19 protein-coding genes and 1 riboswitch are annotated in these 21709 nt (G+C 74.9%); of the genes, 9 read left to right on the top strand and 10 right to left on the bottom strand.

What is annotated here, in order from left to right; all coding sequences use genetic code 11:
- Window positions 1-249: 249 nt before the first annotated feature.
- A complete protein-coding gene (locus PV410_RS04575; RefSeq protein WP_500322477.1) occupies window positions 250-1926 on the top strand; it encodes an Ig-like domain repeat protein in 1677 nt (558 codons plus the stop codon).
- Between the two features lie 86 nt (window positions 1927-2012).
- On the opposite strand, the gene PV410_RS04570 is transcribed toward PV410_RS04575, so the two are convergent.
- The 4 genes from PV410_RS04570 to PV410_RS04555 form a co-directional block, all read right to left on the bottom strand.
- Complete coding sequence (locus tag PV410_RS04570; RefSeq protein WP_500322476.1) at window positions 2013-2711, bottom strand: cyclase family protein; 699 nt, start codon at window positions 2709-2711, stop codon at window positions 2013-2015.
- A gap of 231 nt (window positions 2712-2942) precedes the next feature.
- On the bottom strand, window positions 2943-3839 hold the full coding sequence (ppk2, locus tag PV410_RS04565; protein ID WP_500322474.1) for a polyphosphate kinase 2: 897 nt from the start codon (window positions 3837-3839) through the stop codon (window positions 2943-2945).
- 167 nt (window positions 3840-4006) lie between these two features.
- The gene (locus PV410_RS04560; protein ID WP_500322473.1) at window positions 4007-5536 is read right to left on the bottom strand and encodes a PstS family phosphate ABC transporter substrate-binding protein; all 1530 of its coding nucleotides are present in this window, start codon (window positions 5534-5536) and stop codon (window positions 4007-4009) included.
- A 115-nt stretch (window positions 5537-5651) separates the two neighbouring features.
- The gene (locus PV410_RS04555) at window positions 5652-6116 is read right to left on the bottom strand and encodes a DUF4442 domain-containing protein (protein ID WP_500322471.1); all 465 of its coding nucleotides are present in this window, start codon (window positions 6114-6116) and stop codon (window positions 5652-5654) included.
- A gap of 237 nt (window positions 6117-6353) precedes the next feature.
- Between PV410_RS04555 and PV410_RS04550 the strand changes: the two genes are divergently transcribed.
- A complete protein-coding gene (locus PV410_RS04550; protein ID WP_500322469.1) occupies window positions 6354-7082 on the top strand; it encodes a DUF4142 domain-containing protein in 729 nt (242 codons plus the stop codon).
- Between the two features lie 13 nt (window positions 7083-7095).
- On the opposite strand, the gene cobN is transcribed toward PV410_RS04550, so the two are convergent.
- Window positions 7096-10707 carry a cobaltochelatase subunit CobN gene (cobN, locus tag PV410_RS04545; protein WP_500322468.1) on the bottom strand — a complete coding sequence of 1204 codons (3612 nt, stop codon included), beginning with the start codon at window positions 10705-10707 and terminating at the stop codon, window positions 7096-7098.
- Window positions 10708-10759: 52 nt separating this feature from the next.
- Window positions 10760-10845, bottom strand: a riboswitch (cobalamin riboswitch).
- Window positions 10846-10972: 127 nt separating this feature from the next.
- Here cobN and cobG point away from each other — a divergent pair.
- Genes cobG through PV410_RS04530 form a run of 3 tightly spaced genes read left to right on the top strand, consistent with a single transcriptional unit; the run spans window position 10973 to window position 14435 of the window.
- Window positions 10973-12313, top strand: coding sequence for a precorrin-3B synthase (gene cobG / locus PV410_RS04540; protein ID WP_500322467.1), 1341 nt, complete (start codon window positions 10973-10975; stop codon window positions 12311-12313).
- Window positions 12310-12942, top strand: coding sequence for a precorrin-8X methylmutase (locus PV410_RS04535; RefSeq protein WP_500322465.1), 633 nt, complete (start codon window positions 12310-12312; stop codon window positions 12940-12942). Before cobG ends, PV410_RS04535 begins: the two co-directional genes overlap by 4 nt.
- Complete coding sequence (locus tag PV410_RS04530; RefSeq protein WP_500322463.1) at window positions 12939-14435, top strand: precorrin-2 C(20)-methyltransferase; 1497 nt, start codon at window positions 12939-12941, stop codon at window positions 14433-14435. The genes PV410_RS04535 and PV410_RS04530 overlap by 4 nt, the downstream gene beginning before the upstream one ends.
- 15 nt (window positions 14436-14450) lie before the next feature.
- Here PV410_RS04530 and PV410_RS04525 read toward each other — a convergent pair whose 3' ends face one another.
- Window positions 14451-15209: a cobalt-precorrin-6A reductase gene (locus PV410_RS04525; RefSeq protein WP_500322461.1), complete on the bottom strand. Its 759-nt coding sequence runs from the start codon at window positions 15207-15209 to the stop codon at window positions 14451-14453.
- A 21-nt stretch (window positions 15210-15230) separates the two neighbouring features.
- On the opposite strand from PV410_RS04525, the gene PV410_RS04520 reads away from it, so the two are divergent.
- Both PV410_RS04520 and PV410_RS04515 read left to right on the top strand, forming a co-directional pair.
- The gene (locus PV410_RS04520) at window positions 15231-16331 is read left to right on the top strand and encodes a cobalt-precorrin-5B (C(1))-methyltransferase (RefSeq protein ID WP_500322460.1); all 1101 of its coding nucleotides are present in this window, start codon (window positions 15231-15233) and stop codon (window positions 16329-16331) included.
- 39 nt (window positions 16332-16370) lie between these two features.
- Entirely contained in the window at window positions 16371-16799 is a 429-nt protein-coding gene (locus tag PV410_RS04515) for a DUF3224 domain-containing protein (RefSeq protein WP_500322458.1), read from the top strand.
- On the opposite strand, the gene cobM is transcribed toward PV410_RS04515, so the two are convergent.
- Window positions 16796-17566, bottom strand: coding sequence for a precorrin-4 C(11)-methyltransferase (gene cobM, locus PV410_RS04510; RefSeq protein ID WP_500322456.1), 771 nt, complete (start codon window positions 17564-17566; stop codon window positions 16796-16798). The two genes, PV410_RS04515 and cobM, sit on opposite strands and share 4 nt — an antisense overlap.
- On the bottom strand, window positions 17563-18804 hold the full coding sequence (cbiE, locus tag PV410_RS04505; protein WP_500322455.1) for a precorrin-6y C5,15-methyltransferase (decarboxylating) subunit CbiE: 1242 nt from the start codon (window positions 18802-18804) through the stop codon (window positions 17563-17565). The genes cobM and cbiE overlap by 4 nt, the downstream gene beginning before the upstream one ends.
- A 112-nt stretch (window positions 18805-18916) precedes the next feature.
- Here cbiE and PV410_RS04500 point away from each other — a divergent pair, with 112 nt between their 5' ends.
- Entirely contained in the window at window positions 18917-20125 is a 1209-nt protein-coding gene (locus PV410_RS04500; protein WP_500322453.1) for a threonine synthase, read from the top strand.
- A gap of 9 nt (window positions 20126-20134) precedes the next feature.
- Window positions 20135-21079, top strand: a complete 945-nt coding sequence (locus PV410_RS04495) for a ribose-phosphate diphosphokinase (RefSeq protein WP_500322452.1) — start codon at window positions 20135-20137, stop codon at window positions 21077-21079.
- Here the strand turns inward: PV410_RS04495 and PV410_RS04490 are convergent, their stop codons facing one another.
- Window positions 21080-21301, bottom strand: coding sequence for a hypothetical protein (locus tag PV410_RS04490; RefSeq protein WP_500322451.1), 222 nt, complete (start codon window positions 21299-21301; stop codon window positions 21080-21082).
- A complete protein-coding gene (locus PV410_RS04485) occupies window positions 21298-21693 on the bottom strand; it encodes a hypothetical protein (RefSeq protein WP_500322450.1) in 396 nt (131 codons plus the stop codon). Before PV410_RS04485 ends, PV410_RS04490 begins: the two co-directional genes overlap by 4 nt.
- Window positions 21694-21709: the final 16 nt, after the last annotated feature.

The following is a 21709-nucleotide window of genomic DNA, read 5'->3' as shown; positions in this document are numbered from 1 at the left end:
TTCCCGGCAAGGAGGTTGTACGGAGCCGGGCATCGAATCGGCCACGGTATCCCCACCGCCGGGCGAAGCGCCGGTTACGGATCGGCGCGGGCCGACAATGCGGTGGCCCGCTGTCAGAGGCATGACGTAGCGTTCCCTCTTGCCGCCGACGAAGGCGCGCCGGGCCCGCCACGGGGTCCGCGCCCCGCGGCGCACCCACGTCTCGCCGGAAGACCTCCGGCCACCCACGCCTGCCTGGGGGGAACCAGCTTGCGCACCCGCCACCTCGCGGGCGGGACGGCTCTGTCCGTCCTGCTCGCCACCGCGTCCCTGCTCGGGGTCACGGCGACGCCGGCCGCCGCCGACGGCCCCACCGCCGTCGCGACCGCCGGGGACACCGCCAACGTCGCCGAGGCCGCGACCACCCTCACCGTCAACGCCCCCGCCACGGTGGTGCCCGGCGCGGAGGTCACGGTCACCGGCATCCTCGGCTCCACCGAGCCGTTCGCGGCCGGCACCGAGGTCACCGTCACCCGCACCGACCCGACCGACACGACCGGCACCGCGCTCGGGAACGCGGCCATCGCCGAAGACGGCACCTTCCAGATCAAGGACACCCCGGCCGTACAGGGCAACAACACCTACACGGTCAGCTACGCGGGCGACGCCACCCACGCCGCCGCCAGCGCGACGGCCACCGTCACCGTCGCCCGGGCCTCGACCACCCTCAACGTGTCCGCCCCGGCGACGGCCCTGCCCGGCGCGGAGGTCACGATCAGCGGCTCCCTCGGCTCGACCGAGGACTACGCGCCGGGTACCGCGGTCACCATCACCCGCACCGACAGCCACGGCGGGACCGGCACCCCGCTGGGTACCGCGACGATCGGCGAGTACAACGTCTTCCAGCTCAAGGACACCCCCGCCGTCCAGGGCAACAACACCTACACGGTCAGCTACGCGGGCGACGCCACCCACGCCGCCGCCACCGCCAAGAGGACCGTCAACGTCACCCGGGCCGCCACCACGCTCACCGTGAACGCCCCCGCCACCGCCAAGCGGACCACGAAGATCACGGTCAGCGGCAAGCTCACGGCCTCCGCGCCCTTCCCGGCCGGTACCAAGGTCACGGTGACGCGGACCGACCTCACCACCCCGAAGGGCAAGTCGCTCGGCACCAAGACGGTGGCGTCCAACGGCACGTTCAGCTTCACGGACACCCCGTACACCGGCGGCACCGTCACCTACTCCGCGCACTTCGCGGGCGACGCCACGCACGTCGCCGCCCTGGGCAAGGACAGCGTCGCGGTCTCCCGGGCGGCCACCTCGGTCAGCATCAAGACCAACCACTCGACCTACTCCTACGGTTCGACCGCCACCGTCACGGGTCACCTCGGCAAGACCGGCAAGAGCCGTGTGCTGTCGATCTACGCCAAGGCGTCGGACGGCACGAAGAAGCTGGTCAAGACCGGCAAGGTCAACTCCTCCGGCGACTTCAAGGTGACGTACAAGGTCACCCGGAACACCACGTTCTGGGCGTCGTTCGGCGGCGACTTCTCCTACGCGCCGAAGTCGGTGTCCCGTTCGATCGGCACGCAGGTCAAGGTCTCCACGTCCGTCTCCCATCACTACAAGACGGGCAAGATCGGCTCGACCACGTACTACTGGTTCCACAAGAACACCGACCCGCTGCTCACGACGTCGATGACCTACCACGCGGGCCGCTCGCAGCGGTTCGAGCTGCAGGTCTACTACCAGGGCCGCTGGTACTCCGCGGGCACCGAGTACTTCCAGCTGGGGACCGACGGCAAGTGCCGCGTGCAGCTGGGGGCCCCGGGCGAGGCCGGGATCCGGGCCCGCATGCGCTCCTCGTACATCAAGGGCAGCTCGGGCGACAGCCTGAACGCCACCACCTACGGCCCGTGGAAGTACCTGTACTTCACCAAGTGACGCCGTCCGGCGGACGCACACGGGCACGACGCACACGGGCGAGGCCGCCCCGGAGGTTTCCGGGGCGGCCTCGCCCGCGTCGCGGGTCAGCCGTGGACGCGGGCGACGGCGCGGACCGGGGCGCCGTCCGCGGCGGCGAGCCGGAGGGGGAAGAGGGCGACGTCGACCGCGCGGCCCTCGGCCAGGGCGGCCAGGACCGGGGCCAGGTTGGTGAGGTTCTCCGCGATGACCCCGCCCGCCCCGCACAGCACGCGGTGGGCGGGGAGGGAGTAGTCCGGGTCCGGGTCGCCTGGATCGGGCGTCGGGTCGACGCTGAGGGCGTCGACGGCCACCGTGCGGATCCCGGCGTCCACCACCGCTCGCGCCGCCTCCGGGGTGAGCCAGGGGTGGGCCGCGTAGTGGCCGGTGCCCCAGTGGGCGGACCAGCCGGTGGCCAGCAGCAGCACCGAGCCCGGGCGGGCCGCCGCCAGCGCGGGGGCCAGCGCCCCGGGCGTGACGGCCGCCCTCGGGGCGAGCCCGCGCACGTCGGCGGCGACGGCCGGTCCCGCGAAGCGGTCCAGCGGCAGCTCGTCCAGGGCGGGCCAGGCGTCGTCCACGTGGAAGGGGGCGTCGACGTGCGTGCCGGACTGGGAGCCCAGGTGCAGCCGCAGCACGTTCACCCCGTCCTCGGCGGCCCGCAGGGCGGGAACGACCTCGACCTCGGGGTCGCCGGGGTACACCGGCATGCCGGTCACCACGGGCACGGACAGGTCCACCCACCCCGGGCCACCGGCCGCCACGCTCATGCCTCCGCTCCGGCCAGGACGGCCCGGTCCGCATCGTCCGCACCGGGCCCGGTGACCGGCGGCACGGGGGTGGGGGTGTCGGCCAAAGCGGGCTCCTGGGGGCGCGCGGGGGTGGGTGGGCGCAGGGGATCATCCCAGGTCCAGGGCTGGATGTGGACGGTGGTCCCGGCGCGCGGGCCGCCGGCCGGGAATGGACGGATCATCCACCACGCCCGCGCCGGGGGCGAAGGCTCAGGCCTCGCCGGCCTCGAGCAGGTTCGCGGCGGCACCGACGATCCTCGGGTCGGGCACGCCCACGACCTCCTCGTCCTTGTCGCCGTAGTCGAAGCGGCCCAGCACGGCGCGCATCGCCTCCACACGGGCCCGCTTCTTGTCGTTGCTCTTCACCACCGTCCAGGGCGCCTGCTCGGTGTCGGTCTCCCGGAACATCGTGACCTTGGCCTCGGTGTAGTCGTCCCACCGGTCCAAGGAGGCCAGGTCCATCGGGCTCAGCTTCCACTGCCGCACCGGGTCGACCTGGCGGATCGTGAAGCGGGTCCGCTGCTCGTCGCGCGACACGGAGAACCAGAACTTCACCAGGTCGATGCCGTCGTCCACGAGCATCCGCTCGAAGGCGGGCGCCTGCCGCATGAACCGCTGGTACTCGTCCTCCGTGCAGAAGCCCATGACCCGCTCCACGCCGGCCCGGTTGTACCAGGACCGGTCGAAGAGCACGATCTCGCCCGCGGTCGGCAGGTGCTCCACGTACCGCTGGAAGTACCACTGCCCGCGCTCGCGCTCGGTCGGCTTCTCCAGCGCCACCACCCGCGCCCCGCGCGGGTTCAGGTGCTCGGTGAACCGCTTGATCGTCCCGCCCTTGCCGGCCGCGTCGCGCCCCTCGAAGACGATCACCAGCCGCCGGCCGGTCTCCTTGATCCAGCTCTGCAGCTTCAGCAGCTCTATCTGCTGGAGCCGCTTGTGCCACTCGTACTCCTTGCGCTCCATGCGGAAGTCGTACGGGTAGTTCTCGCGCCACGTCTCGACCGGGCTGCCGTCCGGCCGGATCAGCACGGGGTCGTCCTGGTCGGTGTAGTCGACCTGCATCCCGGCGAGCAGATCCAGGTCCGCGGGGTGCGGGAGCGTCGTCATGCCGCCTCTCACCTCCGGGTCCGCGGGAACGGGCGTACGCCTTTCCCACCGTAACGCTGCCCCCCGCCACCCCGCCCCACGCCCCGGCGAACCCCGCATGACGTACACCGGTACATCTCCCGTGCCCCCGTCCTCGGCGCGGGCGCACGGGGGCGGGGGCGCGGGGGTCAGCGGCGGCAGCGTTCCAGGCCTTCGGGGCTGTAGCAGGGGAGGTGGCCGTGGGACTTGACGACGTCCTGGCCGGCGCCGCGGATCATGTAGGTGAGGAAGCTCGCGGCGAGCGAGCCCGTGGCGGGGCGGTCGTAGGTGTAGGCGTACTCGATCTCCGTGAAGGGGTAGCTGCTGTCGCCTATGGCGGCCGGGGTGGGGGTGCGGCCGTTGATGCTCAGGGTGTGCAGGCCCTGGGAGGCCGTGGCGGCGCGCAGTTCGCCGTAGCCGATGGCGCCGGGGAGGCGGGCGACGGTCTTGAGGACCTGTTCCGTGCTGTCCAGCTCGCAGCGGATGGCCTTGTCGTCGGGGGAGTTGCGGGTGCGGCAGTCGCGCGAGGTGAAGGCGGGCTCGCCGTGGCCGCCGAGGATGTGGCGGCGGAACAGGTCGCGGGTGCCGGAGTCCGCGTTGCGGCTGACGAGGAGGACGGTCAGGTCGGGGCCGCCCAGTTGCCTCCAGTTGACGACGGACCCGCTGTATATGCGCCGTATCTGCTCGACGGTCAGGTCCCGGACCGGGACGTCGTCGTTGACGACCAGCGCGAAGGCGGAGACGGCGACGCGGTTCTCCTCCAGGCGCGGCTCGCCGTCCGGCTTGGGGCCGTCGGAGAGGGCGACGACGCCGGAGGCCCGGGTGTCGGCGAGTTCGCGGACGCCCTCGTTGCTGCCGTGCGCGTCGACCGTGATCCTCGCGTCGGGGCAGTCCCCGGCGTAGCGGCGGGCGAGTTCGTCCACGACCGGGGCGAAGGCGGTGGAGCCGGTGACGGTGAGCCGTCCGGCGGCGCAGCCGATGGGCGGCGGCGGGTCCTCGCGGACGACGATGATGCCGGCCAGGACGGTCACGCAGAGGGTGAGCAGGATGGTGATCCACCGGGCGGCCCGGCTGAACAGCGGCGGCTTGGCGTCCACCGGCATGGCCTTGTTGGGGACCACCACGCCGTCGCGGACGCCGCCGGTGACCCGGACGCCGCCGCCGACGTGGCCGCCGGTGAGCAGCACGAGCAGCTTGAAGTGCTGGCCCCGGTTGAGGGGGACCCGGGGCAGGTGGATCACGTTGCCCTGGTGCCGTACGCCGCCGGTGTCCCCCGCGGGGGCGAAGTGGTCCATCAGCGGCCCGGCATCGGCCTCGGTGACGGCCACGCCGCGTACCGTGCGGCCGGCGAAGACGACGGTGAGCGCCCGGTCCGGGTCGCGGTTGGTGTAGTCGGTGTCGGTGACGGCCTCGCCGCCGTCGTTCTCGACCCGGATCAGGACCAGCGTGGCGTCCGACATGTCGGGGAGGTCGTTGAAGAGCCCGAGCCGTACGCTGCGGCCGCCGCCCCCGCCGTCGGGGTCGTCGCTGCCGATGGGGGTGTCCATCTGGACGCGGTAGCCGATGCGCCGCCGGCGCGGGACGCGGCGCTCGTACCAGACCACGCCGACGGAGACCACCAGACCGAGCAGCGCGGTCAGCACCGCCACCACGTTGTCGGCGCTCAGCCAGTCGCCCACCTCTCGCCCCGCTCCCCGGTGATCTCTCCTGCAGTGCGGTCACCGTACGGCGCCGCCGGGGCCCCGGCGGCGCCTTCCCCGTCCCGCCGTCGGATGTTCGCCGGGCGTTTCCCGGTCAGGCGCGGCGGACCCGGCGGACGCTCCAGTCGAAGCCTCCGCGGCACACCACGGCGCCCGTCGCGTCCCTGATCTCCGCGACCGTCGCCAGCCGTGCCCGGTCGCCGTCCCCGGACAGCACGCCCCGCAGCGTGTGCCGCGCGGACTCGTCCAGCGCGCAGGAGCCCACCAGCCGGCCGCGTGCCGGAGCGAGGAACTCCACCGTCGCCGCGGCCCCGAGCGGCACCACGCCGTCGAACTCCCCCGGGCCCTCGACCGCGGCGATCACCGCGGCCAGACCCGCCGCGTCGAGCAGGGCGATCAGCCCGCTGGAGTGCAGGCTGCCGATCACGTTGGTCAGCCCGTGCGGGGTGTCCAGCGCCACCTCGGCGGCGCAGTCCTCGGCCCGCAGCACCTGGATCCCCGCGGTCCGATGGGCCGGTACCGGTTCCAGCAGGGAACGTGCCAGCGCGGTGGCGTCCATGCGCCCAGGCTCGCGCCCCCGGCCGACGTCCGCGTTACGGGGGGCCGTCGCCCCGCCCAAGACCGGGGGGAGACATGCCCGCGCCGCCCCGGGCACTTTCCGTTGCACAGGCGAAAGATTGCACCGTACCAACAACCACCGCCCGCGCTCAGGGAAATCGCGCAGGAGTACCACCGCGCCGCGACGGGCCCTACCGTCCGGAAGCGCGTACGGATCCCGACCCACCCAGGAGGCGCGATGAAGGCCAACCGGTTCACGGCGGGGACCGCCCTGGTCGCCGGAGCGCTGGTGTGCACGATCGCCGCGCTCGTGTACCCGGCGATGTCCGGGGCGAACGTCGCGGCGTCCTCCCCCGAGGCGCAGGCGGTGACCACCCCGTACGGGCCGCTGACCCCCCTCGACCGGGAATTCGTCGTCAAGGTGCGGCTCGCCGGGCTGTGGGAGTTCCCCGCCGGGCAGATGGCGGAGCAGAAGGGCACCACCCAGGCGGTCAAGACCGCCGGGCGGCACCTCATCGACGGGCACACGGCACTGGACAGCGCCGACCGCACGGTGGCCGCGCAGCTCGGCATACCGCTGCCCAACCAGCCCACGCCGCAGCAGATGGGCTTCCTCGGCACCCTGTCCTCCGCCTCCGGGGGCGACTTCGACAGCAAGCTCGCCAACATCCTGCGGCTGACCCACGGCCAGATCTTCAACACGATCGCCAAGGTCCGCTCCACGACCATGAACAGCCTCGTACGGCAGCTGGCCGACCAGGCCAACGACACCGTGCTGGACCACATCACCGTCATGGAGCGGACCGGGCTGGTGGACTTCCCGACGATCGTCGCGCAGACCACCGCCAGTCCGACCACGGACCCCAAGGACCTGATGGCGCCGACACCCGTCCCGGGCGAGCCGACGCTCATCGTCAACCCCTCGGCCGCGCCGCCCCCGGCCTCGGCGGCGCCGACCGTCGGGTGACGCCCGCGGCGCCCTACTCCCCGCCCTCCAGGTCGCCCTCGGTCTCCAGGAAGGCCTGCCGCAACTGCTCGACGACCTCCGGGTCCGGCTCGGCCCACATGCCGCGCGACTCCGCCTCCAGCAGCCGCTCCGCCATGCCGTGCAGCGCCCAGGGGTTGGCCTCCTGGAGGAAGGCGCGGTTCTCCGGGTCCAGGACGTAGGTGCGGGCGAGCTTGTCGTACATCCAGTCGGCGACGACACCGGTCGTGGCGTCGTAGCCGAAGAGGTAGTCGACGGTGGCGGCCAGTTCGAAGGCGCCCTTGTAGCCGTGCCGCCGCATCGCCTCGATCCAGCGGGGGTTGACGACCCGGGCGCGGAAGACCCGGGAGGTCTCCTCGGCCAGGGAGCGGGTGCGCACCGTCTCCGGGCGGGTGGAGTCGCCGATGTACGCCTCGGGGGAACGGCCGGTCAGCGCGCGGACGGTGGCGACCATGCCGCCGTGGTACTGGTAGTAGTCGTCGGAGTCGGCGATGTCGTGCTCGCGGGTGTCGGTGTTCTTCGCGGCCACCGCGATCCGCCGGTAGGCGGTCTCCATCTCCTCGCGGGCCGGGCGCCCGTCGAGGCCGCGCCCGTAGGCGTAGCCGCCCCAGACCGTGTAGACCTCGGCGAGGTCGGCGTCGCTGCGCCAGTCGCGGCTGTCGATCAGCTGCAGCAGACCCGCCCCGTACGTCCCCGGCCGGGAGCCGAAGATGCGGGTGGTGGCGCGCCGTTCGTCGCCGTGCGCGGCGAGGTCGGCGCGGGTGTGGGCGCGCACGAAGTTGACCTCGTCCGGCTCGTCCAGGCCCGCGGCCAGCCGTACCGCGTCGTCCAGCAGGCCCACGACGTGCGGGAACGCGTCCCGGAAGAAGCCGCTGATGCGCAGGGTGACGTCGACGCGCGGGCGGCCCAGCTCCTGCGCGGGAACGGCCTCGACGCCGGTGACCCGGCGGGACGCGTCGTCCCACACCGGCCGCACGCCGAGCAGCGCCAGCGCCTCGGCGACGTCGTCGCCCGCGGTGCGCATCGCGCTGGTGCCCCACAGCGACAGGCCCACCGACTCCGGCCAGGTGCCGCCGTTGTCCTCGCGGTAGCGGGCGAGGAGGGAGTCCGCGAGGGCCTGGCCGGTCTCCCAGGCGAGCCTGCTGGGCACGGCCTTGGGGTCGACGGAGTAGAAGTTGCGGCCGGTCGGCAGCACGTTGACCAGGCCGCGCAGCGGCGAGCCGGACGGGCCGGCGGGCACGAAACCGCCGTTCAGGGCGTGCACGACGGCATCGGTCTCGTCCGTCGTACGGGCCAGCCGCGGCACGACCTGCCGGGCGGCGAACTCCAGCACGCGGGCCACGTCCTCTGGCAGGCCCTTGGCGGTCTCGGCGACGGCTTCCGGCGCCCAGTCCGCGTCCTCCATGGCCTGCACCAGCGCGCGGGCCTGCTCCTCGGCCGCGTCCGCGGTCACGCGGGTGGCCGCGGACTCGTCGAGGCCCAGGGCCTCGCGCAGCCCCGGCAGCGCGGTGGTGCCACCCCAGATCTGCCGGGCACGCAGGATCGCCAGCACCAGGTTGACACGCGCGGCGGCGGTGGGGGCCTGGCCCAGCACGTGCAGGCCGTCGCGGATCTGGGCGTCCTTGATCTCGCAGAGCCAGCCGTCGACGTGCAGCAGGAAGTCGTCGAACTCCGCGTCGTGCGGCCGGTCCTCCAGGCCCAGGTCGTGGTCGAGCTTCGCGGCCTGGATCAGCGTCCAGATCTGGGCGCGCACGGCGGGCAGCTTGGCCGGGTCCATGGAGGCGATCGCGGCGTGCTCGTCGAGCAGTTGCTCCAGGCGCGCGATGTCGCCGTAGGAGTCCGCGCGGGCCATCGGCGGGACCAGGTGGTCGACGAGGGTGGCGTGGGCGCGGCGCTTGGCCTGGGTGCCCTCGCCGGGGTCGTTGACGAGGAACGGGTAGATCAGCGGGAGGTCGCCGAGGGCGGCGTCGGGGCCGCAGGCGGCGGACAGGGCCGCGTTCTTGCCGGGCAGCCACTCCAGGTTGCCGTGCTTGCCCAGGTGGATCATCGCGTCGGCGCCGAAGCCGCCGTCGGCCTGCGCGGTGGCGATCCAGCGGTACGCGGCGAGGTAGTGGTGGGAGGGCGGCAGGTCCGGGTCGTGGTAGATGGCGATCGGGTTCTCGCCGAAGCCGCGCGGCGGCTGGATGAGGATCAGCAGGTTGCCGCGGCGCAGCGCGGCCAGCACGATGTCGCCCTCGGGATCGGCGCTGGTGTCGACGAACATCGAGCCGGGCGGCGGGCCCCAGTGCTCCGTCACCGCGTCCCGCAGCTCCTGCGGCAGCGCGGCGAACCAGCGGCGGTAGTCGGCGGCCGGAATGCGCACCGGGTTGGCGGCCAGCTGCTCCTCGGTCAGCCACTCCTGGTCGTGGCCGCCCGCGTCGATCAGGGCCCGGATCAGCTCGTCGCCGTCACCGGAGACCAGGCCCGGGATCTCGTGCCCGGGCCCGAAGTCCCAGCCCTCCGCGCGCAGCCGGCGCAGCAGCGCGACCGCGCTGGCGGGGGTGTCGAGGCCCACCGCGTTGCCGATCCGGGAGTGCTTGGTCGGGTACGCGGACAGCACGAGCGCCAGACGGCGCTCCGCGACCGGGATGTGCCGCAGCCGCGCGTGGCGGACGGCGATGCCCGCGACGCGGGCGGCGCGCTCGGCGTCGGCGGCGTAGATGGGCAGGCCGTCCTCGTCGACCTCCTTGAAGGAGAACGGGACGGTGATCAGCCGGCCGTCGAACTCGGGGACGGCGACCTGCGTCGCGGCGTCCATCGGGGACAGGCCCTCGTCGCTGCCCTCCCACGTCCCACGGGAGGAGGTCAGGCAGAGCGCCTGCAGCACCGGCACGTCCAGCGAGGCGAGCGCCCCCGCGTCCCAGGCCTCCTCGTCGCCGCCCGCCGAGGCGTCGGCCGGGCGGGTGCCGCCGGCCGCCAGCACGGTGGTGACGACGGCGTCCACACCGCGCAGGGCGTCGAGCAGCTCGGGTTCGGGCGCGCGCAACGAGGCCACGTACAGCGGGAGCGCCCGGGCGCCGGCCTGCTCGATCGCGGTGCACAGGACCTCCACGAACGCGGTGTTGCCGCTCATGTGGTGGGCCCGGTAGTAGAGGACGGCGACCAGCGGGCCGTCGGTGACGGTCGCGGCGCGCTCCAGCCTGCCCCAGGAGGAGGCGGAGGCGGGGGGTTCGAAGCCGTGCCCGGTGAGCAGCACCGTGTCGGACAGGAAGCGGGCCAGCTGCTCCAGGTTGGCCGGGCCGCCGTGCGCGAGGTACGCGTGGGCCTCGGCCGCGATGCCGACGGGCACGGTGGACAGCTCCATCAGCTGTGCGTCCGGGGCCTGTTCACCGGTGAGCACGACCACCGGCCGGGGCCCAGCGAGCAGCGCGTCCAGGCCCTCCTCCCAGGCGCGGCGTCCGCCGAGGAGCCGTACGACGACCAGGTCGGCGCCGTCGAGGAGGCCGGGCAGGTCCTCCGGCCCCAGCCGGGCGGGGTTGGCGAAGCGGAACGGGACGGCACCGCCGGCGGCGTTCGCGGCGCGGGCGCTGAGCAGGTCGGTGTCGGAGGTCGACAGCAGCAGGATCACGTCAGGCGTGCCTTCCTCGGGGTCCGCGCCCCGGGCCGGTGGAGGACGGCGGGAGTTCCTGGCTCCCGAGGCCCGGCGCTCGTGCGCCGGCCCCCGGTGACAGTGGCGGGACCGCACCGGAATCGCACCGGTTTCCTCCGCTGATGCCGTCGATGGCGTGGGCGCGGCTGGGTGACCTGCCCGCGCAGCATAGTAAGCGCTGGGCCGCTCGCACGGGCCCCGCGGCCCGTAGGTCCCCGAGTACCCCGCGGGTATGCTCGCGGCCATGCCGTCGCCCTCCGATCCCCCCGTGAGCGGCGCCTTCGCCGCAGCGACGGCGGGGCGCGGACGCGACGACGCCTGCCCCGGCGCACTGCGGCTGCACGCCGCCGACGACGGTGCGCTGGCCCGGATCCGCATCCCCGGCGGGCTGCTGACGGTACGTCAGTCCGAGGCCCTGGCGGCCGCCGCGGACCGCCTCGGCGACGGCCGCATCGACCTCACCTCCCGCGGGAACCTGCAGGTGCGCGGGCTGCGCGATCCCGGCGCGGGGACGGAATTGGCGGCGCTGCTCGGCGCGGTGGGACTGCTGCCCTCGTGGGCCCACGAACGGGCCCGCAACGTCGTCGCCTCGCCGCTCGCCGGGCTCGACGGCCGCGGCCACGGCGACCTGCGGGGCTGGATAAGCGAGTTGGACGCCCTGCTGTGCGCCTCACCGGCCGCCGCGGGACTCTCCGGCCGCTTCCTGTTCGCCCTCGACGACGGCCGCGGTGACACCGCAGCGCTCGGCGCCGATGTGACATTGATCGCGCGGTCCGGCACCGCCACGGCCGAACTCCGCATCGCCGGGCGGCCCGTCGCGGAGGTACCGGCCGACGACGCGCCGCGCTGGGCGGTACGCACCGCGGAGACCTTCCTCACCCTCGCCGCCGAACGCGGCGCCCGTGCCTGGCGCGTCACCGACATCGACCCGGACGGCACCGCCCTCGCCGTGCTGCTGCACGCGGCGGGCGCCCCTCCCGCAGGCCCCTCGGACGCCACCGCGGGCGGCCCTCCCCGGCTCGGTCCCGTCCCTCACCCGGGCGGAACCACCTGCGCGCTGTCCGTGAGCGTACGCCTGGGCCGCCTCACCACCGGGGCCTGGCGGCTCCTCGCGGAGACGGCACGTTCCGGCGAAGGCGAGCTGCGGATCACGCCCTGGCGCGGCGCCGTCCTGCCGGGACTCCCGGCTGACGCGGCCCCCGAGGCGCTGGAACGCCTGGCCGCCGCCGGGTTCCTGACGGGCGAGGACTCCCCGTGGCGCGGGGTGACCGCCTGCGCCGGGCGGCCCGGGTGCGCCAAGTCGCTGGCGGACGTACGCGCCGACGCCGGGGCCGCGCTGCGCGACGCCGCCCCCGAACCGGGGCACCGCCTGCTGCCCGTGCACTTCTCCGGCTGTGAACGCCGCTGCGGCCACCCGGACGGCTCGTGGGTCGACGCGGTCGCCGGCGCCGACGGCCGCTACCGCGTCGCCGTGGCCGGCGCCGCCTCCGCCGAACCCGCCGACGTCACCGCGGACCTGCCCGCCGCCCTGCACACCGCCCGCCGCGCCAGCACCAGCACCCCACCACCCCCGAGGACGACGTGACCGCGTACGAGAAGGACGGACCGGAGATCTACCGTCAGTCCTTTGCCATCATCCGCGCCGAGGCGGAACTCGACGGCCTGCCACCGGACGTGGCGCAGGTCGCCGTCCGCATGATCCACGCCTGCGGCATGACCGACCTCGTACGGGACCTGGCCTACAGCCCCTCAGTGGTCGCGGACGCGCGCGCCGCGCTGCGCGCCGGGGCACCGATCCTCTGCGACGTGCAGATGGTCGCCAGCGGCGTGACCCGCAAGCGGCTGCCCGCGGACAACGAGGTGGTCTGCACCCTCTCCGACCCCGCCGTCCCGGCGCTCGCCGCCGAACTCGGCACCACGCGCAGCGCCGCCGCGATGGAACTGTGGCGGGACCGGCTGGAGGGCGCCGTCGTCGCCGTCGGCAACGCCCCGACCTCCCTGTTCCGCCTGCTGGAGATGATCGAGGCGGGCGCCCCGCACCCCGCGGCGGTCATCGGCGTGCCCGTCGGTTTCGTCGGCGCCGCCGAGTCCAAGGACGCCCTGGCCGCGCACCCCTCGCGCCTGGAGCACCTGGTGGTGCGGGGCCGGCGCGGCGGCAGCGCCCTGGCGGCGGCCGCCCTCAACGCCATTGCGACCGAAAGCGAAATCCTATGACCACCGGCCGTCTCTACGGAGTGGGCCTCGGCCCCGGCGACCCCTCCCTGATGACCGTGCGGGCCGTGGAGGTCATCCGCTCCGCCGACGTCATCGCGTACCACTGCGCCCGGCACGGCCGCAGCATCGCCCGCTCCATCGCCGCGGCGCACATCCGCCCCGAGCAGATCGAGGAGCGGCTGATGTACCCCATCACGACGGAGACCACCGACCACCCCGGCGGCTACCGCGGCGCGCTGGACGACTTCTACGCCGAGTCGGCCGAGCTGCTCGCCGCGCACCTGGACGCCGGGCGCACCGTCGCCGTGCTCGCGGAGGGCGACCCGCTCTTCTACGGCTCGTACATGCACATGCACAAGCGGCTCGCCGACCGCTACCCGGCCGAGGTGATCCCCGGCGTCACCTCCGTCAGCGCCGCCGCCGCACGCATCGGGCGGCCCCTGGTGGAGGGCGAGGAGGTCCTGACGATCCTGCCCGGCACGCTGCCGGAGGAGGAGCTGGCGGCCCGGCTGGCGACCGCCGACGCGGCGGCCGTGATGAAGCTCGGCCGCACGTTCCCCGCCGTGCGCCGGGCCCTGGGGACCGCCGGGCGGCTGGCGGACGCGCACTACGTCGAGCGGGCCACGATGGACGCCGAGCGCCTGGAGATGCTGGCCGACGTCGACCCGGAGTCGGTGCCCTACTTCGCCGTCGCCGTGCTGCCCAGCCGCGTCGACGAACGGCCCGCCCCCGACCCGTCCCCGGCGGACGGCGAGGTCGTGGTCGTCGGCCTCGGCCCTGCCGGGCCGATGTGGCTGACGCCGGAGGCGAGGGCCGCGCTCGCCGGGGCGGACGAACTCGTCGGCTACACCACCTACATGGACCGCGTCCCGGTCCGCCCCGGGCAGTCCCGGCACGCCTCCGACAACCGCGTCGAGGCCGAACGCGCCGAGTTCGCCCTCGACCTCGCCCGGCGCGGGCGGAGGGTCGCCGTGGTGTCCTCGGGCGACCCGGGCGTCTTCGCCATGGCCACGGCGGTGCTGGAGGCCGCCTCCGCCGAGCCCTACCTCGGCGTCCGCGTACGGGTCGTGCCGGGCATCACCGCCGCCCAGTCGGCGGCGGCGCTCGCGGGCGCGCCCCTCGGTCACGACTACGCGGTCGTGTCGCTGTCGGACCGGCTCAAGCCCTGGACGGTCGTCGAGGAGCGGCTGCGCGCCGCCACGGCCGCCGACCTCGTGCTCGCCCTGTACAACCCGGCCTCCCACAGCCGCAGGACGCAACTGGAGACCGCGCTGAAGGTGCTCCGCGAGGGCCGTGTGCCGGGGACGCCCGTGGTCGTCGCCCGGGACGTCGGTGGACCCGAGCAGGCCGTACGGGTCACGACGCTGGAGGACCTGGACCCGGCGACCGTCGACATGCGGTGCGTGCTGCTCGTCGGCTCGTCGCAGACGAGGGCGGTGCGGCGCGGCGACGGCACCACGGTGGTGTGGACGCCGCGGCGCTACCCGGCCTGACGCCCGGGACCCCGTTCAGGCCGTGCGCGCGCGGAGCCACTCCAGCGCGCCCGGCACGTCCGGGACGACGGGGACGCCCGCCGGGACCGGCGGGCGCTCCACGACGACCACGGGCAGGCCCAGTTCGCGGGCGGCCGCGAGCTTGGGCGCGGTGGCGGTGCCGCCGCTGTCCTTGGTGACCAGCACGTCGACGCGGTGCCGGCGCATCAGCTCCAGCTCCCCGTCCAGGGTGAACGGGCCGCGGTCCAGCAGCACCTCCATCCGCGGCGGGTGCGGCGGCTCCGGGGCGTCCACCGAACGCACCAGGAACCACAGGTCCGTGACCCCCGCGAAGGCCGCCAGCCCCGTACGGCCCGTGGTGAGGAAGACCCGCCGGCCGAGCTCCGGCAGCACCCGGGCCGCCTCCGCCAGTGAGGCCACCGGGTGCCGGCGGTCGCCGGGACCGGCGACCCACCCGGGGCGCCGCAGCGCGAGCAGGGGAACATGGGTGGCCGAGGCCGCCTCGGCGGCGTTGAAGGACATCGTCCCGGCGAAAGGATGGGTGGCGTCGATGACCACGTCGACCGCGTGCGCGCGCAGCCACGCCGCGAGCCCCGCCGGGCCGCCGAAGCCGCCGGTGCGCACCTCGCCCGGCGGCAGCCGCGGCCGCTCCACCCGCCCCGCGAGCGAGCTGGTGACCCGCCACGCCGCCGGTTCGGCGGCCAGCGCCTCCGCGAGGCGGCGTCCCTCCGTGGTGCCGCCCAGGACGAGGACGTGCTGCTGTCTGCCGGTCACCCCCGCACCCTACGGTGCGCCGTGAGCGGCGGCCGGAGCGCCCAGCTGGAGCGGACCGGGCTGCGGCACGGCTGGACCACCGGCGCCTGCGCGACGGCGGCCGCCACGGCCGCGTACACCGCCCTGCTGGACGGCGAGTTCCCCGACCCGGTGACGATCACCCTGCCGAAGGGGCAGCGCCCCGCCTTCGCCCTGGCGGTGGAGGAGCGCGGCCCCGGCTGGGCCACCGCGGGCGTCGTCAAGGACGCCGGGGACGACCCCGACGTCACCCACGGCGCGCTCGTCCGGGCCACCGTGCGCCACGGCGCCCCCGGCAGCGGGGTCGTCTTCCGTGCCGGCCCCGGCGTCGGCACCGTCACCCGGCCCGGGCTCCCGCTCGCCGTCGGCGAGCCCGCCGTCAACCCCGTCCCGCGCACGATGATGCGCGACCACCTCGCCGAGGTCGCGGCCCGCCACGGCGCCGCCTGCGACGCCGAGATCACCGTCTCCATCGACGACGGCGAGGAGCTGGCGCGCAGCACGTGGAACCCACGGCTCGGCATCCTCGGCGGGCTGTCGGTGCTCGGCACCACGGGCATCGTCGTGCCCTACTCCTGCTCGGCGTGGATCGACAGCATCCGGCGCGGTGTGGACGTGGCACGGGCGGCGGGCCGCACCCACGTCGCGGGCTGCACGGGGTCGACGTCGGAGAAGGTCGCCGTCGCCGTGCACGGGCTGCCCGAGGACGCGCTGCTGGACATGGGGGACTTCGCGGGCGCCGTGCTGAAGTACCTGCGCCGCCACCCGGTGCCGCGGCTCACCATCGCGGGCGGCTTCGCCAAGTTGTCCAAGCTGGCCGCCGGGCACCTCGACCTGCACTCCTCCCGCTCCCAGGTCGACAAGGCCTTCCTCGCGGACCTGGCCCGCCGCGGCGGCGCCGACGAGGCCCTGGCCGAGGCCGTCGCCACCGCCAACACCGGCCTCCAGGCGGTCCAGTCGTGCCTCGCCCACGGCGTCCCCCTCGGCGACCTGGTCGCCGAGGCCGCCCGCCGCACCGCCGTCGGCGTCCTGCGCGAGGCCCCCGTCGGCGTCGACGTCATCTGCGTCGACCGCGCCGGGACGATCGTCGGCCGCGCCGGCTGACCCGCCGCGCGGGCCCGGACCCGTCGCTAGGCTCGGCGCATGAGAGCCGCGGGAACGTTCACCGTCACGGCATTCGTGCCGACCGAGCTCGTGCCGGAGCCGGCCGTGACCACCGGGACCCCGGTCGGGGTCGCCACGATCGGGAAGACCTTCGAGGGCGAGGTCACCGGCCGCTCGTCGACCCTGTTCACCGCCGCATACGACCAGGCGAGCGGCATCGGGACGTACGTGGCGATGGAGTCCTTCGAGGGGACGCTGAACGGCCGTGAGGGCACCTTCAACTTCGCGCACTCGGCGACGACCTCCGGGAGCGACCGCGCCGCCGAGTTCTTCGTCATCGTCCCCACGAGCGGCACCGCCGCACTGACCGGCATCACCGGCACCGGTGGGCTCGCGGTCGATGAGGACGGCACCCACCGGATCTGGTTCGACTACGACCTCGGCCGAGGCCCCGGGCGGGAACCCTAGGAGGATGCGCCGCAGTCCGCCGCGTGCCGGTGGACGCGCTCGGCCGAGTACAGGTGGCTGTCGCGGAACTGCTCCGCGCCCAGCGTGCGGCCGACGATGATGACCGCCGTGCGGACCACACCGGCCGCCTTGACCTGCTCCGCGATGTCGTCGAGCGTCCCGCGCAGCACCAGTTCGTCGGGGCGCGAGGCCATCGCGACGACGGCCGCCGGGCAGTCGGCCCCGTAGTGCGGGGTGAGTTCGGCCACCACGCGGTCGACGTAGCGGGCCGCCAGGTGCAGCACGATCAGCGCACCGCTGCGGCCCAGCGTCGCCAGGTCCTCCCCCTGCGGCATGGGCGTGGCCTGCTGCGCGATGCGGGTGAGGATGACGGTCTGGCCGACGGTCGGCACCGTCAGCTCCCGCTTCAGGGCCGCGGCGGCCGCCGCGAAGGCGGGGACGCCGGGGACGACGTCGTACGGGACGCCGGCCGCGTCGAGGCGGCGCATCTGCTCGGCGACGGCGCTGAACACGGAGGGGTCGCCGGAATGCAGCCGGGCCACGTCGTGGCCCTCCTCGTGGGCGCGGACCAGCTCCTGCGTGATCTGGTCGAGGGTGAGCTGGGCCGTGTCCACGAGCCGGACGTCCGGCGGGCACTCGGCGAGCAGTTCGCGGGGGACGAGGCTCCCGGCGTAGAGGCACACCTTGCTGGCCGCCAGGATCCGCAGGCCGCGCAGGGTGATCAGGTCGGCGGCGCCGGGTCCGGCGCCGATGAAGTGGACGGTCATGGCTGCACTCCCGCGGGTTTGACGGCGGACCACTGGGTGACGGGCATGGCCTGGCGCCAGCCCGTGAAGCCGCCGACCGGGGCGGCGTGCGCGACGGCGAGCCGGACGAGATCGCCCCCGTGCCGGGCGTACCACCGCGCGAGCAGGGCCTCGGACTCCAGCGTGACGGTGTTGGCGACCAGCCGCCCGCCCGGCCGCAGGGCCGCCCAGCAGGCCTCCAGGAGGCCGGGCGCGGTGAGCCCGCCGCCGACGAAGACGGCGTCGGGGACGGGCAGTCCGTCCAGCGCGGCCGGGGCGGCGCCGGTCACCACCCGCAGCGCCGGGACGCCGAGCGCGGCCGCGTTCCGGGCGATGCGCTCCGCGCGGACGGCGTCACGTTCCACGGTGACCGCGCGGCAGGTGCGGTGCGCCCGCATCCACTCGACGGCGATCGAGCCCGAGCCGCCGCCCACGTCCCAGAGCAGCTCGCCGGGCGCGGGCGCGAGCACGGCCAGGGTCGCGGCCCGTACGTGGCGCTTGGTGAGCTGCCCGTCGTGCTCGTACGCGCTGTCGGGCAGCCCGGGGACCAGGCCAGGACGCGGCGCGGAGGCCGGCTCCGCGGCGCACTCGACCGCGACGACGTTCAGCGGATCGCCGGACGGGTGCGGCCAGTCGCCGGCGGTGCCGTCCAGGATCCGTTCGCGGGGCGAGCCCAGCTGCTCCAGCACCCGCAACCGGCTGGCGCCGTAGCCCCGTTCGCGCAGCAGCCCGGCCACCACGGCCGGGGTGTCCGCGTCCCGGCTCAGCACCAGCACCCGGCGCCCGTCGTACAGCGCGCCCGCCAGCGTGGCCGGTGGCCGCCCCACCAGGCTCACCACGTCGGTGTCCTCCACCGCCCAGCCGAGCCGCGCGCAGGCGTACGACACCGAGGAGGGCTGGGGCAGCACCCGGAGGCGGTCCGCTCCCAGCACCTCGGTGAGGGTCCGGCCGATGCCGTGGAACATGGGGTCACCGCTGGCCAGCACCGCGATCCGCCGCCCCGCGTGCGCCGCGATCAGCCCCGCCACGGCCGGCCGCAGCGGCGACGGCCAGGCGACCCGCTCGGCGGTCACCTCGGGGGGCAGCAGCTCCAGCTGGCGCGGGCCGCCGAGGACGACCCCGGCCCCGGTGAGCGCCTCGCGCGACGCCCCGGGCAAACCGGGCCAGCCGTCGGCGCCGATCCCGACGACGGCCACGGGGGCGGACGCGTCGTCGTCCATCACGGTCACCTCGGAGGTCGGCGGGAACGGTCGGGCACAGCAGCCGCACTCTACGTGAAGTGCCAGGTGGGCCCCGGGCCCGGGGCGTTCCCTGTGGCATACCCTCGGACGCGTGGCAACGGACTCCCTGGCCGTCGGCCAGCGTTCGCTCGGTGACCCCGCCGTCGGCTACCCCCTGTGGCCGCCGCTGACGGAGGGCTGCCCGCGGACCAGCACGGACACCGTCTCCTACCCCGTCGAGGTCGACTACGCCTACGACCGCGTCCCGGACGGCCTGTTCGGCACCCCGGGCACCGCCCCCCGGCACGGCCTGGACCGCTGGGCGCCCCTGCTGCCGCCGCTCGCGGCGCCGGGACTGGGCGAGGGCGGCACCCCACTGATCGACCTGGGCGGCGGCGTCCTGGTCAAGGACGAGTCGCGCAATCCGACCTGGAGCCACAAGGACCGCCTCAACCGCTGCACGGTCAGCGCGGCCCTCGCCTGCGGCGCGCCCGGCGTCGTCGTCGCCTCCTCCGGCAACCACGGTGCCTCCGCCGCCGCGTACGCCGCCCGGGCCGGACTGCGCTGCGTCGTCCTCACCTCCCCGCAGGCGCCCCCGGCGGTCGTCTCCTTCCTGCACGCCTACGGTGCCGAGGTGCTGCCCGTGCCCGTGGAAGCGCGCCGGCCGCTGGTGCGCCGCATCAGCGTGGAGTACGGCCTCCACCCGGTGAGCAACCTGACCCCGACGCACACCGGGCACCCCTTCGGCGCGGAGGGCTACAAGACCGTCGCGTACGAGGTCTTCGGCGACGTCGGCGTCCCCGCGGCGGTGTTCGTTCCCACCGGCTACGGGGAGCTGCTCTTCGGCATCGCCAAGGGCTTCGCCGAACTCCGCCGCCTCGGCCTCACCTCCGCCGTCCCGCGCCTGTTCAGCTGCGAACTTGCCGCGGGCGGCCCGCTCGCCGCCGCCCTCCGCCGGGGACTGCCCGCGGTCACCGTGCCGGTCGCCCCGACGGGCGCCTACTCCATCGCCTGCCAGGTGGGGAGTTACCGCGGGGTCCCGGCGATACGCGACAGCGGCGGCGAGGCCCTGCTCGTCACCGACGCCGAACTGGCCGCGGCGCGCGCCGAGCTGGCCCGCGCGGGCCTGTGGACGGAGCTGTCCGCCGCGGCCGGGCTGGCCGGGCTCCGCCAGTATGGCGCGGACCGCTTCGACGGCCCCGTGGTGTGCGTGTCGACGTCCAGCGGCTTCAAGGACATCGAAGTGGGTACCCTGCGCGTGCCGCCGCCCGCCCCCGACTGGGACACGGTGCTGCGCCGTCTGGGTGAGCCCGGCCCCTAGGATGACCCCGTGCGCGACATCGCGGTCTTCAGCGGCAGTGCCCACCCCCGACTGGCCGCGGAGCTCTGCGCCCATCTGGGCGTGCCGCTCAGCCCGGCGCGCGTCAGCCGCTTCGCCAACGACTGCCTGGAAGTGCAGTTGCAGGCCAACTGCCGTGAACGGGACGTCTTCCTGATCCAGCCGCTGGTCGCCCCGGTCCAGGAGCACCTGGTGGAACTGCTGCTGATGTGCGACGCCGCACGGGGCGCCTCCGCGGGCCGGATCACCGTCGTCATGCCGCACTACGCCTACGCACGCTCGGACAAGAAGGACGCCCCCCGGATCTCGATCGGGGGGCGTCTCGTCGCCGACCTGCTGGTCGCGGCGGGCGCGAGCCGGGTGCTCACCATGACCCTGCACTCCCCGCAGGTGCACGGCTTCTTCAGCGTCCCCGTCGACCACCTGCACGCGCTGCGCGAGCTGGCCGCCCACTTCCGCGGCGACGATCTGTCGCGCACCACGGTGGTCTCCCCGGACCTGGGCAACGCCAAGGAGGCGGCCGCCTTCGCCCGGATGCTGGGGGTGCAGGTCGCGGCCGGGGCCAAGCAGCGGTTCGCCGGCGACCGGGTCAGCATCGGATCGGTGATCGGCGAGGTCGCCGGCCGGGACGTGATCGTCCTGGACGACGAGATCGCCAAGGGCAGCACGGTCCTGGAACTGCTGGCGCGGTTGCGGGAGCTCGGCGCCCGTTCGGTCCGCGTCGCCTGCACGCACGGCCTGTTCGCGGCGGGCGCCCTCAAGCGCCTGTCGGAGCAGCCCGACGTGCTGGAGATCGTGTGCACCAACACGGTGCCCGTGCCGGAGGAGCAGCACACCGAGAAGCTACGGGTGCTCTCCGTGGCGCCCGCCCTGGCCGAGGCCGTGCGGCGGATCCACGACGGCGAGTCGGTCAGCGCCCTGTTCGACCCGGCCTGATCAGCCGTCCCCGCGCGCCGCGTCGGCGTCCGCCGCGGCGGCCGCGCTCTCCGCGCCGTCGACGATGCGGGAGAAACCGGACGGAGCCGCCGGAGCCGCCGGAGCCGACGGAGCTGCCGGGGCGGTCGGGGCCGAGGAGGAACCGCCGGACGGGCCGCAGGCGGTGAGCAGTCCCGCGCAGGCCGCCGCGGCCACGGCCAGTGCCGCGAGGCGGCGGGTCACGAGGCGGCCCCGTTGTCGTGGGAGGCGCACCAGCTGCGGACCCGCGCGAGGTCGGTGCGGCGCTTCTCCAGGGTCGGCACGAGGGACTTGCGGAAGGTCAGCCGGTCGTTGAGGTAGGTCGCGATCTCGTCGTGCCCGGCGGCCTTGGCGCCTGCGACCCGCTTCTCCAGCCGTTCGACCGAACCGCGCCGGGTGACCGGCCCGTTCAGCCGCTTGAGCGCGCGGTCGATGCGCGCGTCGATCTTCCCGGCGCGCTTGCACAGGCCCTTGGCGCCGTCCCCGGTGGGCGCGGCGGCCGGGGACGGGTTGCCGCTGTCGGCGGTGGCCGGGCCGGCGAGGCCCAGCAGGGTGACGACGGTGGCCAGGGCCACGACGGTGGTGCGGGCTCGCATGAGGTCCTCCCTCGGG

Origin of the sequence: Streptomyces sp. PA03-5A (assembly GCF_033792725.1) — a bacterium.
Taxonomy (GTDB): Bacteria; Actinomycetota; Actinomycetes; order Streptomycetales; family Streptomycetaceae; genus Actinacidiphila.
This window is presented reverse-complemented; position numbering and strand designations above follow the sequence as displayed.

Coding starts and splice junctions, on each gene's coding strand:
- PV410_RS04570 (WP_500322476.1), bottom strand. CDS start 2,711: ATGAGCGTGGCGGCCGGTGGCCCGGGGTGGGTGGACCTGTCCGTGCCC.
- ppk2 (WP_500322474.1), bottom strand. CDS start 3,839: ATGACGACGCTCCCGCACCCCGCGGACCTGGATCTGCTCGCCGGGATG.
- PV410_RS04555 (WP_500322471.1), bottom strand. CDS start 6,116: ATGGACGCCACCGCGCTGGCACGTTCCCTGCTGGAACCGGTACCGGCC.
- PV410_RS04550 (WP_500322469.1), top strand. CDS start 6,354: ATGAAGGCCAACCGGTTCACGGCGGGGACCGCCCTGGTCGCCGGAGCG.
- cobG (WP_500322467.1), top strand. CDS start 10,973: ATGCCGTCGCCCTCCGATCCCCCCGTGAGCGGCGCCTTCGCCGCAGCG.
- PV410_RS04530 (WP_500322463.1), top strand. CDS start 12,939: ATGACCACCGGCCGTCTCTACGGAGTGGGCCTCGGCCCCGGCGACCCC.
- PV410_RS04515 (WP_500322458.1), top strand. CDS start 16,371: ATGAGAGCCGCGGGAACGTTCACCGTCACGGCATTCGTGCCGACCGAG.
- cobM (WP_500322456.1), bottom strand. CDS start 17,566: ATGACCGTCCACTTCATCGGCGCCGGACCCGGCGCCGCCGACCTGATC.
- cbiE (WP_500322455.1), bottom strand. CDS start 18,804: ATGGACGACGACGCGTCCGCCCCCGTGGCCGTCGTCGGGATCGGCGCC.
- PV410_RS04485 (WP_500322450.1), bottom strand. CDS start 21,693: ATGCGAGCCCGCACCACCGTCGTGGCCCTGGCCACCGTCGTCACCCTG.